This is a genomic window from Sinorhizobium fredii USDA 257 (assembly GCF_000265205.3).
Classification (GTDB): Bacteria; Pseudomonadota; Alphaproteobacteria; order Rhizobiales; family Rhizobiaceae; genus Sinorhizobium; species Sinorhizobium fredii_B.
On the sequence record NC_018000.1, the window covers coordinates 1161942 to 1176479 of the forward strand.

The following is a 14538-nucleotide window of genomic DNA, read 5'->3' on the forward strand; positions in this document are numbered from 1 at the left end:
GGTCGTGCGGGCGGTCCGCACTAGCTCGCGACCACGCGCTATGGTTGGGACCCTTTTTGAGATTTCAGGCGTCATGGTTGATCTCGGCGGGCTACGCATCGACGCGTGGCCTGAGGAGAGGAGTCGAGGCTGATGCTGGCGGTCCGGCACGCCCCCCGTCCCAGACAGGCCGCCGCGGTGCCGACGCTACATTCGGCCCGACGATGGATGGCAGCAACTGGTCCCGGCTGCCCATCTGCGCGACCCGTCCTTCTTGCATAATGATAATTCGATCCACCACGGACAGGAGGTTCGGCCTGTGTGTCACGATCACAACGGTCTTTCGGTCGCTCCTGAGTCTTTCGATGACCCGGACCAGTGCTCGGTTGCCATCGCCATCCAAGTTAGCATCAGGCTCATCGAGGACGACGAAGCTCGGCTTGCCGAACAGGGCTCGCGCGAGACCAACCCTTTGCCGCTGGCCACCCGATAGTCCAATTCCATCCTCCCCGATATCGGTCATATATCCGTTGGGGAGACGCTGGATCATCTCGTGCGCAGAGGCGTGTGTTGCCGCCTCAATCACCTGGGTATCTGCTGCGTCTGCCCGGAAACGCGCAATATTGTCGCGCACTGAACCGGAGAATAGCTCGACGTCCTGGGGCAGGTAACCCAGAGCAGAGCCGAGTTGGTCTGGATCGTAATGGCGCAAATCGTTGCCATCGAGTCTCACGCATCCTTGTGCCGGGGACCACGCACCCACAAGCGCACGTGCGAGCGAGGATTTGCCAGAGCCAGATGGTCCGACGAGCGCGACGATCTCCCCGGCCTTCAGCGTAAACGTCGCGCCCATGACGAGCGGCGTGTTCGTGCCGGGGGCGAGGACGACAAGGTTCTCCGCGGAAACGATGCCCGAGGCGTCAGGCAGGCGCATGCGCCCGGTAAGGAGTGGGTTCTCGTCGAATGTCCGTTCCAGGCGCGCACGGGCGCTGCGCGCGGAGACGATACTTTTCCATTGCGCCACCATAATCTCGATCGGAGCAAGCGCCCGACCCATGATAAGCGATGCGGCGAACAAGACGCCTGCCGAGATGTCCTGGTGAATAGCTAGGTACGCGCCGACGCCCATCATGCCGACTTGAATGGCCATGCGCAGGAATTTGGACAACGCCAGAAAGGTGCCTCCGCGCTCGCCTGCACTGACGGAGCTAGCAAGCGCTTCGTCACGGATTCTGGCGCACCGTGATTGGATAGCAGGCCCCATGCCGAGCCCCCGAATTGCCTCTGCATTGCGCAGTGAGGAGCCCAGCCCATCGATGGCGCGAATGTTCGTGAGTGAGGCTCGTAAGAGCAAGCCCTTCGTGGCGCGCTCATTTACAATTGCAATCGTCACGATCGCCACTGCGCCGACCAGGGCCACAAGGCCGATCAGCGGATGAAGCAGGAAGCAGATCACGAGATAGATCGGCGCCCAAGGCGCGTCCATCAGCGCCATCATGACGCCGCCCGAAAGGATTTCGCGCATGAGATCGAGATCGCGCATGGTCTGCGCGTGATTTGATCCACGGGAACGCAGCGCCGAGGAGAGCGCCGCCTCGAAGGCGGGAGCGGACAAGAGCCGGTCGAACCGCACGCCGGCCTGCTGGAGAATACGGCTCCGGAAATGTTCAAGAGCCACATAGGTCATCAGAAGCACACCGACGATCACCGAGAGCATGACGAGCGTGACTTCATTACGACTCGTGAGGACGCGGTCATAAATCTGCATTGTGTACAGCGGAGACACGAACATGAGGAGATTGACGAAGAGCGAAAGCCCGCCGGCCGCAAGGAGTCCCGGACGGATTTCGCGCAAGGCTCCCGTGAGCGGCGATGGCGCCTGCAAGGGGGGATTGGTCATCTGTCTTAATCCAATGAAGCCGTCGCGGGCGTCCTGCCTTTGACCATCGTCAAGTCTCAGTTCGCAAGAACGGAAGCCAGGCGGGCAGGGCCTGAGCCCTGCCCGCCGGGCGGTGCCGAAGTGTGGCGCAACCGTCTATTGCAGCCAGTTGTGCTGCCGTTCAGACTGCGTAGTCCCAGGCGAACTGGTTATCGATATGTGCCATTGGGGTGGCGGTGGGGTCCTCATCCACATCGGCTACGACCGCCTTTGAGGCGTCCCACACGATGTTGTTGGGATTGCCGGGGTTGGTGTAGGTCGAGTTCAGGATACTGACACCGCCTGAACTGACATTCCAGATCAGTCCATTCGACGAGGGAAGGCCGCGGCCCTGGTCCTCGTTGATACCATCGAACGATCTCGTATCATCAAAGGTCACATCGCTCGCGTAGGACGAGAACGCGCCATTGCCCTGATGGATGGCGTCAACGTTTTGCACGCTGCCGCCGGTCGATCCGTTCTCGAACATGACGCCCACGCCGGTCTGAGAGTTGTTACCGTCGATCACCCCGTTAGAGATCGTCGTGTTTGGGCTGGCATAGACCGAGACGATGTCCTCAGGATGCGAGTTGGCGGCGTCGTTGACGGCATAAAAGTCGCTCAGCGAACTATTGCCCGAGTTGTTGAACTGGACGAACTGACCGCGCGGGAAGGGGCCATGGAAGTCGTAGCCATCCACGTGCGAAAGATCCGCGCCGGGCGAGTTCACGAGATAGATGCCGGTCGAGCCTTCCCGCACCGTGGTGTTCTGAACGGTCAGGTTCTCGGCATTTTCTGCCCTGATGTTGATGATGTCCGCGCTCGTCTCGGGGGCGATTCCCGCCGGCGGGTCGGCGTTAATGACCTCGGTGTTCTCGATCGTGACGCCGGTTGCGCCCGATACTGACACCCCGTCGCCCTCGACGTGATGAATACGGCAATTGCGCAGAATGACATTGTCATGCGTAATCGAGACTGCGTCCCCATTGGTGACGTAGATGTCAAGATTTTCAATCACCTGGCCGTCATATTCAGAGTGGATCGGCGTGGTGGTGTGCGTAAGACCCGGCGCTGGCTGCGTGGTTGCCGTCGACGGGGAAGCCGTCGAGGTGGAAGCGGGGGAAGTGGGAGCCTCGGTCGTCACGGTCGAGGTCGGGCTCGTGGAAACGGTGGAAGTGGGGACCTCGGTCGTCACGGTCGAGGTCGGGCTCGGCGTGGAAGTGGTGGAAGTGGGAGCCTCGGTCGTCACAGTCGAGCTCGGGCTCGACGCTGTCTCTATCGTTGAGCCGGAGCTGCTCAACCCTTCCGAGTGTTTCCAATGCATTTCCTTGCCGTAATTCTTCGACCTCATGTGTTTCTCCAGTTAGAACATTTTTCCTGCAAGTATCACTTCAGCGAAGGACACTCATCGACAATAAACGATACTTCATGGTTTCAATGAAAACTCGGATACTACAACCAGAAATTTCGTCTTCTTAAGATAATGCTAACCTTAATGACCAAAATACGGCACGGATGTGGCTATACTGGGAAGACTCTTCGATAAGCGGCGCTTCTTTCAAGCTCGTGCCAACGTCGGATTGTAGACCTCGTCGTGATGTATCGGATCACGCGTGGTCTCATCGCCCCGCTATTCGGATATGGGCGATGGCTTTGATGAGATAGTCGTCGTTCCAGGCGCACTTTTTGATGCGGTGGGCGATTGGAACCTTGCCGGTGTCGGCGAACTGAAGGATGTTCCTGGCGATGCGGGTCAGGAGCGCGACGTTGTCGGGGGGCATTGTCCTTGCGGGCTCGGCTGAGGTCCTCACGCAGATGAACGTCGAGCATCCAGTGTAGGCCGTTCTCGATCTGCCAATGGGCGCGGGTCAGAGCGCCTCTTGTGGCGAGGGCACGGTGGAGGCCATGAACAGCCGTGTTTTCGGCTTTGCTGCGCCGCGCCGCTGCTGACGCGGATGGAGGCCTTGTGGCCGGGCATCAGCGGCTTGGCCGGCGCCGCAACCTCGGCCAGCCGCCATTCGTCGCGGCCATTGTTGACCTTGCTGATCTCGGCGCGGTCCGGCGTGAAGCCTGTCAGCCGCTCCTGCGCGGCTTTCTGCCACAGGCGGTTTCCCTTCAGGGCCAACAGGTAATCGCCGCCGCGTTCGGTGATCGCCTGGGCCATGCGCCGATGGCAGTGAAGCGCATCGGCGGTGATCAATCGGTCCGTGAGATCAAGCAGATCGATCACCTGAAGGGCGGTCTCGACCTCGTTGTCGCCGGCCTTCGGCGTGGCCGCGGCCAAGCACAGCCGGGATGGTGGGTGCGAAGGCCGAGACCGTCAGCGGCGGACTGGCCACGAGCCCGCCTCGTAGGCCCGCCCGAAGGCGTCCGGGTCGATGAGGCGCAAAAGCCGCGGAGTTGATCCTCGGCAAAGCAGGCGGTATCAGGCCGCCGCGACCCTAGCCGCTTCGCATCGCCAATCTGGAAGAATTCCTGTTAGCGAGCGTCCTGGGGCGGCGGCGAATAGCCGAGAAAGCGCTCAACACCGTCATCCAGGACTTGGATGTGCGAGGCCACTCGACGCGCCCGACCGTTGGGGCTCCGAAAGCAAAGCGAGATACTGAATTCGCATTAGCCCTTATTGGCGATATTATGTTGAGTTCGATTCGATGTAATATCCACGGCAATGACATTGTGCGTCTCACGGACAGCGGACGCTGAAAACGTCGATACTCAGCATTGGGCTTGGCGACAGCGACAAGGCCCATCCCGAATCCCCGGGGGCGCTGTCCGTCGCATGTCGTGATTGCACGGCAGGCAGATGAGGAGGACCGCATCTTTGTCTCAAAAGGCAATAGGAGATCATGTCGAAATCCGCTGCCGAAAAGTGTTGTTTGTGATGTCTATTTCGAATGAATTTTAGCAAACGAATTCACGTTCTCTTGCGTCTGTATTTGGCACTTCTCGCAAGGATGTTCTTCTTGAAACAGTGACATAAGCCCGCTGTTCAGCCGCTCCTCGTGCCCGAGTAACTGGTGTGCCGGGGAGTTGTATAGGGGAGTTGTGATCATGCATTCAGTGGCCCGAACATACGAGCATAGCGCGCTCGAATTCCATACTCAGGATCGGTTACTTACCGGCGAGGCGACCAAGGAAACGTCCGAAAGAGCAGCACCCGACTCGGCTCTGCTCCTACTGGATCGTCGCACCCTTGATAGGCAATGTCTGGCCCAATGCCTCGTGACGCATGGCGTAGACATAGAGGTCTTGGCCTTCGGATCGATCGATGAATGGCGAAGGGATAGAGATCCTCATCCGCCCCTGTCAGCAATTCTGTTGAGTTTGGGCGCCCGAAAAGCGACCGATCCCAGCATTGCATCCGAGATAGCGGACTCGGTGAAGGAATTTCGTCCGATTCCCGTCGTGGTCCTATCCGATGCGGACGAACTGGCTCAGATCCTCATGGCACTGGATTGCGGGGCCAGGGGCTACATTCCATCCTCGGTCGGCGTTGACGTCTGCGTGGCGGCCGTCGATCTGGCGCGGGCAGGGGGGATATTCGTTCCCGCGGACAGTGTCCTCGGGTACGCCGCAACGAGCGCCGGCGAGGAATCGGCACGACCTGGTGCGGCCATGTTCACACGGCGGCAAGAAGACGTCATCCGGGCGCTCAGGCGCGGCAAGGCGAACAAGATCATTGCCCACGAGCTCAACCTGCACGAGAGCACCGTGAAGGTGCACGTCCGGAACATCATGAAAAAGCTGAAGGCCACAAACAGGACCGAGGTGGCTTACAAAGCCAGCCAGATGCTTCCAGCCGAAGCCGGAACCCTAGCCTAGCCATGGTTGCTGGAGCGAGGCTCTTTCCAATCGTTTCAACAGCCGGCGGTATGCGAGATGGCGCAGATGGATCTTGTTTCCTTTAAACCAGGCTCGCCGCATGAGCCGCTCTACGAATCCGATCGGTTTGCACTCGAAACGAGCGCGCTGATCAGACCGACAGGGTTTCGGGAGTATGACGCGCGGTGGTGGTTCGGTCGGCCGGACGACAGGAAGCCTCCAGAGCTAAATTTGATGGGGGTGCAGGCGCTGGGAATGGGGCTCGGCACCTTCATCCGACGCTCGGGCGCCGGTCCCGAGATTGTGACGGGGCATGACTTCCGCTCCTACTCGCTTGCCATCAAGCTCGCCTTGGTCAGTGGGCTGATGGCCGCCGGCGCGCGGGTCAAGGACATCGGCCTGGCTCTGTCGCCGATGGCCTATTTCGCGCAATTCGCGCTCGACGTGCCGTCGGTGGCGATGGTCACCGCTTCGCACAACGAGAACGGTTGGACGGGCGTCAAAATGGGCACGGCCCGGCCGCTGACTTTCGGACCCGACGAGATGGCCGAGTTGAAAAGGATAGTGCTGGAGGCCGACTTCGACCTCGCCGGCGGCGGCGCCTATGAGTTCGTCCCGGACTTCCGCCAGCGCTACATCGACGATCTGACCCGTGGCAAGCTGATCGCCCGGAAGTTGAAAGTCGTGGTGGCATGCGGAAATGGCACCGCCGGCGCCTTCGCGCCCCAGGTGCTGGAGCGGATCGGCTGTGAGGTGATCCCGCTCGACTGCGAGCTCGACCATTCCTTCCCGCGCTATAATCCCAATCCCGAGGACCTGGCGATGCTCCATGCCATCCGGGACAAGGTGCTGGAAAGCGGCGCCGATGTGGGGCTGGGCTTCGACGGCGACGGCGATCGCTGCGGGGTGATCGATAATGAAGGCGGCGAGATCTTCGCCGACAAGGTCGGAGTGATGCTGGCACGGGATTTATCCGCCTTGCATCCCCAATCGGTGTTCGTGGTCGATGTGAAGTCGACGGGGCTGTTCGCGGCCGATCCGGTGTTGAAGGCAAACGGCGCTCGCGCCGACTATTGGAAGACCGGCCATTCCTACATCAAGCGCAGGGTCGCCGAACTCGGCGCCATCGCGGGTTTCGAAAAATCGGGGCACTTCTTCTTCAACCCGCCTCTCGGGCGCGGCTATGACGACGGACTGATCACCGCGATCTCCGTCTGCGAGATGCTCGACCGCAATCCGGACAGGAGCATGGCCGAGCTCTATCGGGCTCTTCCCGTGACCTGGAGCTCGCCGACGATGTCGCCGCATTGCGGCGACGAGGTGAAATACGACGTCGTCGAGCGCGTGGTGGAGCGGTTCAGGACCATGCAGCGCGACGGCCTGCCGATTGCCGGTCAGAAGATCGCCGATCTGGTCACCGTGAACGGCGTACGTGTGGTGATTGAGGACGGCACTTGGGGTCTGGTGCGGGCCTCCTCCAACAAGCCGGAGCTTGTCGTCGTGGTGGAAAGCCCGGTCTCGGAAGCACAGCAGCGGGCCATGTTCGCGGCGGTAGACCGCGTTCTCAGGGAGCATGCGGAGGTAGGCCCCTACAACCAGACGTTCTGAGCGGCATGACGTGTGCGGTATTCCGCCGGGCGGCGAGCAAGGGAAGGGACGAGAGAATGGCGGAACGGATCTCCTGCTTCGTGATGAGCGGCGGCGTCGGCTCTCGGCTTTGGCCCCTTTCGCGCGAGGACAATCCCAAGCAATTCCATGACCTTTCCGGCCGTGGTTCGATGCTGCTCAGCACCATCCGGCGGCTCAAGGCCCGGCCGGCGGGCGATACGTCGATCCACCTGATCGCCTCCGAACGCCATGCCGAGCGAGTGCGCGCCGACATGGCCGGCATCGACCTTGCGGGCGGTCGCGCCATATTCGAGCCGGTCGCCCGAAATACCGCGGCTGCAGTGGCGGTGGCCGCGCTCGAGACGATTGCTGCCCACGGTGACGGGCTGGTGCTGGTGGTGCCGTCGGACCACGAGATTTCGACCGAGAGGCAATTCTGGGAAACGGTGGAAAGGGGAGTGCCGGCTGCCGGCGCGGGCAGGCTCGTCATCTTCGGCATTCCGCCAAGTCAGCCGGAGACCGGCTACGGTTATATCGAAGCGACGGGGGAGGGCGATGTCCGCGATGTCGCGCGCTTCGTCGAAAAGCCCGACCTGGAAACGGCGATGGCCTATGTCGCGGCCGGCATCTTCTTCTGGAACGCCGGCATCTTCCTGTTTCGCGCCAGCGCCATGCGCGCGGCGTTCTGCAGGCATCAGCCCGAAATTTGGGAGACGGCGGAGCGGGCCTTCGCGGCCGCGGCGAGCGAGGTGTCGGGTGCCTATCTGCCGCAGGGGCTTTACTCGACAATTCCTTCGGTCTCGATCGACTATGCGATCATGGAGCATGCCAGCGACATCGCCATGGTGCCGGCAAGCTTCCGCTGGAGCGACCTTGGCTCCTGGCAGTCTCTGCTTGATGTCAGCCCGACGGATGCGACCGGAAACGTTGCGATCGGCGACGTCGTGGCTATCGACTGCGAGCACTCCTACCTGCGCAGCCAAGGCCGCCTGCTCTCGGTTATCGGGCTCAAGGACGTCGCGATCGTGGCGACGGCCGACGCGATCTTCGTGGCGCCGGTGGCCAAGAGCCAGGAGGTCAAACGCATCGTCGAACAGTTGGAGAAGAGCGGGCGGCTGGAGACGAAGTTCACGCCGGCCCACGACCGCGTGATGCTGCCCGGGGCCTGGCGCCAGCGGGTCGCCCATTGGCTATTCGAGGAGACCCTGCCGCTGTGGTCGACGGCGGGCGTCGACGAGCGGAATGGCGGATTTCACGAGGCGCTGAGCTTCGATGGCGCGCCGCTGATGAAGCCGAAGCGCATGCGCACCATGGCCCGCCAGGTCTACGCCTTTTCCGTGGCAAAGCTGCGCGGCTGGGACGGCGATGCCGACCGGCTGATCGCGCACGGCATCAAATTTATGGAGAAAGGCCGCACGAAGCGGGGCGGCTGGGCAAGGGTGCTTCATGAAGACGGCGCCATCGCCGATGGCTGCGAGGACGCCTATGACCATGCTTGCGTGCTTCTTGCGCTCGCCCACGCTCACCAGGCCGGCAATCCGGACGCGCTACGCCTTGGTCAGGAGACCTTCGCCTTCCTCGACGCGCATCTGGAGGACGAACGGCTGACGGGATTCCTGGAAACCTCCGACGGCACCGAACTGCGCCGTACGAACCCGCACATGCACCTGCTCGAAGCTTTTCTCGCCTGGCACACGGCGACCGGCGAGCGCGGCTATCTTCGCCGCGCTGCCCGCATCATCGATCTGTTCCGCAGCCATTACTTCGACGTCGAAAGCTGGACGCTCGGGGAGTATTTCGACAATTCCTGGCGGCCGGCGGCCGGCGAGCAGGGCCAGTGGACCGAGCCTGGCCATCACTTCGAATGGGCATCGCTGCTGGTCGAGTTCGTTTCCAAGAGCAGGCAGACGGATTTGATCCCCTTTGGCCGGAAACTCTATGCCTCCGCAATCGCCAACGGCCTCAACCGCTCGACCGGCCTAGCCTATGGCGCTGTCTCGCGCTGCGGCCTGCCGCTCGATATCATCTCGCGCAGTTGGCCGCAGGCCGAGGCGATCAAGGCCGCGATCGCGCTTGAAGGGACCGGCGGACCGGACCTCAAGCCGGAGATCGAGGCGCGCGTCGGCCACCTGTTCCGCTGGCATATCGACCCGGCCCCGCTCGGAATGTGGATCGACCGCATCGACGAAAAGGGAAGGGTCGTCGCTACCGAAGTTCCTGCCTCGACCTTCTATCACCTCGTCACCGCCCTCATGCAGTATCTCGACAAGACGGAAGGGACAGCGATCATCTACCAATTGCCTGCCTCCCCGCAAAGCACCAGCGCCGTGGATCCTTCAACCGCGTTTGGCAAGGCAACTGCGTGAGATGAGATCGAAGCGGAGCACGCGCCCGAGCTTCGCGCCTACGACTCGTCCGTCAGCGCCCGCTTGTCGAGCCCGAGCTTCTGCATCTTCTCGTAGAGCGTCTTGCGCGAGATGCCGAGCGATTCATAGACGGGCTTCAGCGCGCCGCCATGCGCTGCGAGGGCGCTGGCGATGACGCTCTTTTCGAAGGCGGCGACCCGGTCGGCAAGGCGAGACCCGTTGGCGGGCGAGGCTGCTTCGTCGCGTTCGGTTTCGAGGCCCAGCACCAGACGCTCGGCAGCATTACGCAGTTCGCGAACATTGCCAGGCCAATCACGCGTCGCCATTTCGGAGGCGAGCGACGGCGAGATCTCGAGGTCATCGCGGCCGTAGCGGGCGGCGGATTCCCGCACGAGCTGCATGAAGAGCAGCGGGACATCGGAGCGGCGCTCTGCGAGCGGCGGAACGCGCAAGGTGGCGACGTTCAGCCGGTAGAGCAGGTCGGCGCGGAAGCGCCCGGCGGCGACCTCCGGCTCGAGCTCCAGCTTGCTGGTCGCGATGAAGCGCACGTCGAGAGGCACTGTCTCGTTGGAGCCGAGCCGGGTTATCACCCTTTCCTGCAGCACGCGCAGGAATTTCGCCTGCAGATCGAACGGCATGGAGCCGATTTCGTCGAGCAGGATCGTGCCGCCACGCCCGTGCTCGAACTTGCCGTAGCGCGGCCGAAGGGCACCCGGGAAGGCCCCGGGCTCATGGCCGAAGAGCTCGCTCTCGATCAGGTTTTGCGGCAGGGCCGCGCAATTGATGGCGATGAAGGGGCTGTTGGCCCGGCTGCTCAGATCATGCAGCGCCCGGGCCACCACCTCCTTGCCGACGCCGGTCTCGCCGATGATCAGCGTGTCGGCGTCCGACGCGCCGATGGCGCGCACCCGGTAGCGCAGGTCGACCATAACCTGGCTTCGCCCGGGCAGGCGCTGCTCGATGTCGTCGCGCTTTCCGGCGACCGCTCGCAAGCGTCGGTTCTCCAGCACCAGGCCACGCCAATCGAGGGCGCGGCGGATCGTGCCTGCGAGCGTCTGCGCCGTGTAGGGTTTTTCGACGAAATCATAGGCGCCCTCCCGCATCGCCCTGACCGCCAGTTGCACATCGCCATGGCCGGTAACGAGGATCACCGGCACTTCCGAATCGATCTCGCGGATGCGCTGTAGGAAGGTCATGCCGTCCATTCCCGGCATGCGGATATCGCTGATGACGACGCCGGGAAAACTGAAGCTGATGAATTCAAGTGCCCGCTCGGCGCTGGCGAAGGTATCTACACGGAAGCCCGCGAGTTCCAGCGCCTGCGCGCTCGAGCGGCGCAGTTCCTCCTCGTCGTCGACAAGCAGCACGCGGCTCTCGCTCATTCGGCCTTACCCTTTTTCATAGTGCCTACTGCGGTGAGAAGCTGCTTAGGCGCAGGTGATGCGGGTATGATTGTCATTCTGGCTGTCCTTGATGGCTCCGGCGGCTGAGCCGCCCGCTTCACCGACCTGGATCGACCGCTGATTGCTCGATGCCCGCGATGGCTATGTAAGGCGATGTCGGCGTGTCCGGGCCTGCGCGGTCGCCACGTCATGCGAGGAGCGTCATGGAGATTTACGTTGGAATAGATGTTGCCAAGGAAACCCAGTGGGCCTGCGCTCTCGATGCGCGCGCCCAGGTTCTGCTCGACCGCGCGGTCGAGAACGATCAGGCCGCGATCGAGGGCCTCGTCGCCGACCTGCGCGGCCTCGGTGGCGAGGTCGTGGTCGGGCTGGACATCACCGGATCGCTGGCGCGCTTCCTGGAGGCCATCCTCCTGGCCGAGGGGTTGCGTCTCGTCCATGTGCCCGGCATCGCCGTCAACCGGGCCGGACAGGGCTTTTCCGGCGGCGAGCGCAAGTCCGACCCGCGCGATGTGCACACCATCGCCGAGCTGGTCCGGACGCGTGATCTGCGCCCGATCCTGCCAGACGACGAGACCGCGATCGCACTGCGTCTCAAAGTCACGCGACGCCGCGAACTCAGCGACGACCAGACGCGCCGCATCTCCCGAATGCGCCAGCTCCTGGGCGCTATTCACCCCGGCCTCGAACGCCGGCTCGACCTGACGGCCAAGGGACCGCTCGTCCTTGTCACCCGCTACGTCACGCCGGCCGAAATCCGCCGGGCCGGCCTTAAGCGGCTCATGGCGCATCTCAAGCGAACACCTCACCTGCACGCCGTCGAGGCACTGGCCCAACGCTCCCTCGAAGCCGCCGAGGGCCAGAGCATCGCTGTTCCCGGCGAAGCCAGCTTCGCCGACATGATCCGCGACTCGCCGCTGAGGCCCTGCAGGCGCGCGAGGCGATCGCCCGCATCGACCGCGATTTGGAGGCCCTGCTCGAGCGCCACCCTGACGGCGCCCTCGTCCGCTCGCTGCCGGGGATGGGGGCGGTGCTGTCGGCAGAACTCATCGCCAACATTGGCACCATCGAGCGATTCCACTCGGCCGACGCCCTGGCCAGCGCCGCAGGCCTGACGCCCGTCATCCGCCAATCCGGAAAATCCAGGAACTGGCGCCGCGCATTTGGCGGCGACAAGGCCCTCAAGCGGGTATTCCTCCAGAGTGCCTTCTGCGCCGTCTCCACCAGAGACCCGCTCTCCAAAGCCTTCTACGACCGAAAACGGCGAGAGGGAAAACACCACACCCAGGCCATCATCGCCTTGGCCCGCCGACGCGTCACCGTCCTGTGGACAATGCTCCGAACCAGGCAAACCTTCGTTCCAACTCAAAAAGCCGCTTGACTTGCGCATTACTCTGCCGCCTCCCGCTCTGCTTCGGGAACGGCAGCAAGTTCGATGCGGAACACGGCTCCCCCTTCGGCATGGTTCGACACCTTTAGGCTGCCGCCGAAATCCTTGATGATGTTGTAGGAAATTGAAAGGCCGAGACCGAGACCCTTGCCCACCCCCTTGGTCGTATAGAAGGGATCGAAGATGCGTTCGGCGATAGCGGGTGCGACGCCAGCGCCGCGATCGCGGATGGTCAGCACCGCCGTGTCGCCTTCGCGCCAGGCGCGCACCGTAATCGTGCGGTCCTCGAGCCCTTCGACAGCGTCGGCCGCATTGGAGATGACGTTGACGAGCACCTGCTGCAGCCGCACCGAACCGGCGCGGACGACGAGCGGTTCGGTGCCGAGGTCGATATCGATTCCGGCGTTCGCCGTCTTCAACCGCGTTGCGACGATCTCCATCGTATCGTGCATCACATCTTCGAGCGGTACGGGGCCGAGCTTTTCGTTCGGCTTTCGCGCGAAATTGCGCAGATGTCGGCTGATCGCCGCCATGCGGTCGATAAGGCCGGAGATGCGCCTGACATTGTCGCTCGCTTCCGTCGTTCTCCCCCGCTCGATCAGCAGCGACGCGCTGTCGGCATAGGTCTTGGCGGCGGCAAGCGGTTGGTTGAACTCGTGCGAGAGCGCCGCTGACATCTGGCCGAGCCCCGCAAGCTTGCCTGCCTGGACGAGATCCGCCTGCGTCTGGCGCAACTGTTGCTCGGTAAGGCGTCGTTCGGCGATCTCCGCTTCGATCTGCACGTTGACGCGAGCGAGATCCGCCGTGCGCTCCTCGACCCGGCGCTCCAGTTCCTCCTGCGCCTGCTCCTGCATCAGCATCCGCTCCCGCAGCCGCGCGCGCCGCTGGATGAGGATTGCGATCGCCAAACCGGTAAGGCAGAGCAACAGGATGGCGGCCGCGACCGTGGTCAAGGCCTGGGTCCTGACCGAGGCCGTATCGGTCAAGACGTTCACTGTCCAGTCCGCGTCCGACATATAGTGCGAGAGGACAAGGTACTCCCGGGCGCTGTCGCCGCCCGTAACCGTCATCAAGGCATGGCCGTCAGTCTCGCTTCGAGCGACCGGCAAGGGGTGGAGGATGGCATTGGCATAGCGCCGCGAGCCTTCCGTCCGGGCAAGCCGATCCGGCGTTAGGGGCAGGATACCGGCGTAGAGCCACTCCGGATCCCCGCTCATGAAAATGATCCCTTCCGGATCGGAAACGAAAATCCTGTACTCGCCGCCCTGCCATGAGGTTTCGATTGTCTCGATATCGACCTTGAAGACGATGACGCCGCGGATCTCGTCGCCGATTTGTATCGGCGAACCGAAGTAATAGCCGCGCTTGAGCGAGGTGGTCCCGAGCGCATAGAAGCGGGACTGCTCTCCGCGCAGAGCATCCTGGAAATAGGGGCGGTAGCTGAAATTCTGGCCGACGAAGCTCGCCGGACCGTCATAATTGCTGGCGGCAATCGTGTCGCCGTCCGGGGTGATGACGTAGATGTCGGACGATTTCAGGAGGCCATTGATCTCCTTGAGGTAGCCATTGACGGAGTCCCGCAGCCGGCGGTCCCGGGGACGCGTCACGAGTTCCTTGATGTCGTCGTGATCGGCAATCAGCGCGGGTAGCGCCTGATAGCGATTGAGGTGGCCGCTGAGTGCGGCGACGGCCAGCCTAAGGGTTGTGTTCGCCTGTGCCGAGGCTTCCTGCATGTAACTGCGCGTCGCAAGGACATTCCCGTGGACGGCAAGTGTCACGGCGGCGACCGGCAGGAGCAAAAGCATTAGCAGGAAACGGTATTTCACGGAATGCCCGGGCTCCTCCTCCCGCGCGTGTAAGGCGATGCTTGGATCGTAGAAGCGCGCTCGACCCGTGGCAAGCGGCCGGTGAGTACCGTCCCGCATAAACGATTGGCTGTGAGTGTCAACGAAGCATTGACACTGCGTTTGTTGCACTGGGCTTTCGCCGTTGGCTGCGAGAGAGCATCTATTCGGCATCGACAAGCCCGGAGATAGACGGGCAGAAAGGCAC

10 protein-coding genes and 1 pseudogene are annotated in these 14538 nt (G+C 62.7%); 5 read left to right on the forward strand and 6 right to left on the reverse strand.

The window, feature by feature from the left end:
- Positions 1-91: 91 nt before the first annotated feature.
- Together USDA257_RS05365 and USDA257_RS05370 are read right to left on the reverse strand one after the other, a co-directional pair.
- A complete protein-coding gene (locus tag USDA257_RS05365; protein WP_014761877.1) occupies positions 92-1879 on the reverse strand; it encodes a type I secretion system permease/ATPase in 1788 nt (595 codons plus the stop codon).
- A 160-nt stretch (positions 1880-2039) separates the two neighbouring features.
- A complete protein-coding gene (locus tag USDA257_RS05370; RefSeq protein ID WP_052316330.1) occupies positions 2040-2915 on the reverse strand; it encodes a right-handed parallel beta-helix repeat-containing protein in 876 nt (291 codons plus the stop codon).
- On the opposite strand from USDA257_RS05370, the gene USDA257_RS36715 reads away from it, so the two are divergent.
- On the forward strand, positions 2896-3234 hold the full coding sequence (locus USDA257_RS36715) for a hypothetical protein (protein WP_161623524.1): 339 nt from the start codon (positions 2896-2898) through the stop codon (positions 3232-3234). The genes USDA257_RS05370 and USDA257_RS36715 overlap by 20 nt on opposite strands.
- 282 nt (positions 3235-3516) lie before the next feature.
- Here USDA257_RS36715 and USDA257_RS38695 read toward each other — a convergent pair whose 3' ends face one another.
- Positions 3517-3678 carry a hypothetical protein gene (locus USDA257_RS38695; RefSeq protein WP_014761879.1) on the reverse strand — a complete coding sequence of 54 codons (162 nt, stop codon included), beginning with the start codon at positions 3676-3678 and terminating at the stop codon, positions 3517-3519.
- Between the two features lie 26 nt (positions 3679-3704).
- Positions 3705-4181 carry a transposase gene (locus USDA257_RS05375; protein WP_014761880.1) on the reverse strand — a complete coding sequence of 159 codons (477 nt, stop codon included), beginning with the start codon at positions 4179-4181 and terminating at the stop codon, positions 3705-3707.
- A 767-nt stretch (positions 4182-4948) separates the two neighbouring features.
- On the opposite strand from USDA257_RS05375, the gene USDA257_RS05380 reads away from it, so the two are divergent.
- The 3 genes from USDA257_RS05380 to USDA257_RS05390 all read left to right on the forward strand — a co-directional run bounded on the left by USDA257_RS05380 (position 4949) and on the right by USDA257_RS05390 (position 9693).
- Positions 4949-5719, forward strand: coding sequence for a response regulator transcription factor (locus USDA257_RS05380; RefSeq protein WP_014761882.1), 771 nt, complete (start codon positions 4949-4951; stop codon positions 5717-5719).
- Positions 5720-5785: 66 nt separating this feature from the next.
- Positions 5786-7327 (forward strand): phosphomannomutase/phosphoglucomutase, encoded by a 1542-nt coding sequence (locus USDA257_RS05385; RefSeq protein WP_041414980.1) that lies wholly within the window; start codon positions 5786-5788, stop codon positions 7325-7327.
- 56 nt (positions 7328-7383) lie between these two features.
- Entirely contained in the window at positions 7384-9693 is a 2310-nt protein-coding gene (locus USDA257_RS05390) for an AGE family epimerase/isomerase (protein ID WP_014761884.1), read from the forward strand.
- Between the two features lie 38 nt (positions 9694-9731).
- On the opposite strand, the gene USDA257_RS05395 is transcribed toward USDA257_RS05390, so the two are convergent.
- Positions 9732-11075, reverse strand: a complete 1344-nt coding sequence (locus tag USDA257_RS05395; protein ID WP_014761885.1) for a sigma-54-dependent transcriptional regulator — start codon at positions 11073-11075, stop codon at positions 9732-9734.
- A gap of 224 nt (positions 11076-11299) precedes the next feature.
- Between USDA257_RS05395 and USDA257_RS05400 the strand changes: the two are divergent.
- Positions 11300-12477: pseudogene (locus USDA257_RS05400) on the forward strand (IS110 family transposase).
- A gap of 8 nt (positions 12478-12485) precedes the next feature.
- Here USDA257_RS05400 and USDA257_RS05405 read toward each other — a convergent pair.
- Positions 12486-14312 (reverse strand): sensor histidine kinase, encoded by a 1827-nt coding sequence (locus tag USDA257_RS05405; protein WP_041413928.1) that lies wholly within the window; start codon positions 14310-14312, stop codon positions 12486-12488.
- Positions 14313-14538: the final 226 nt, after the last annotated feature.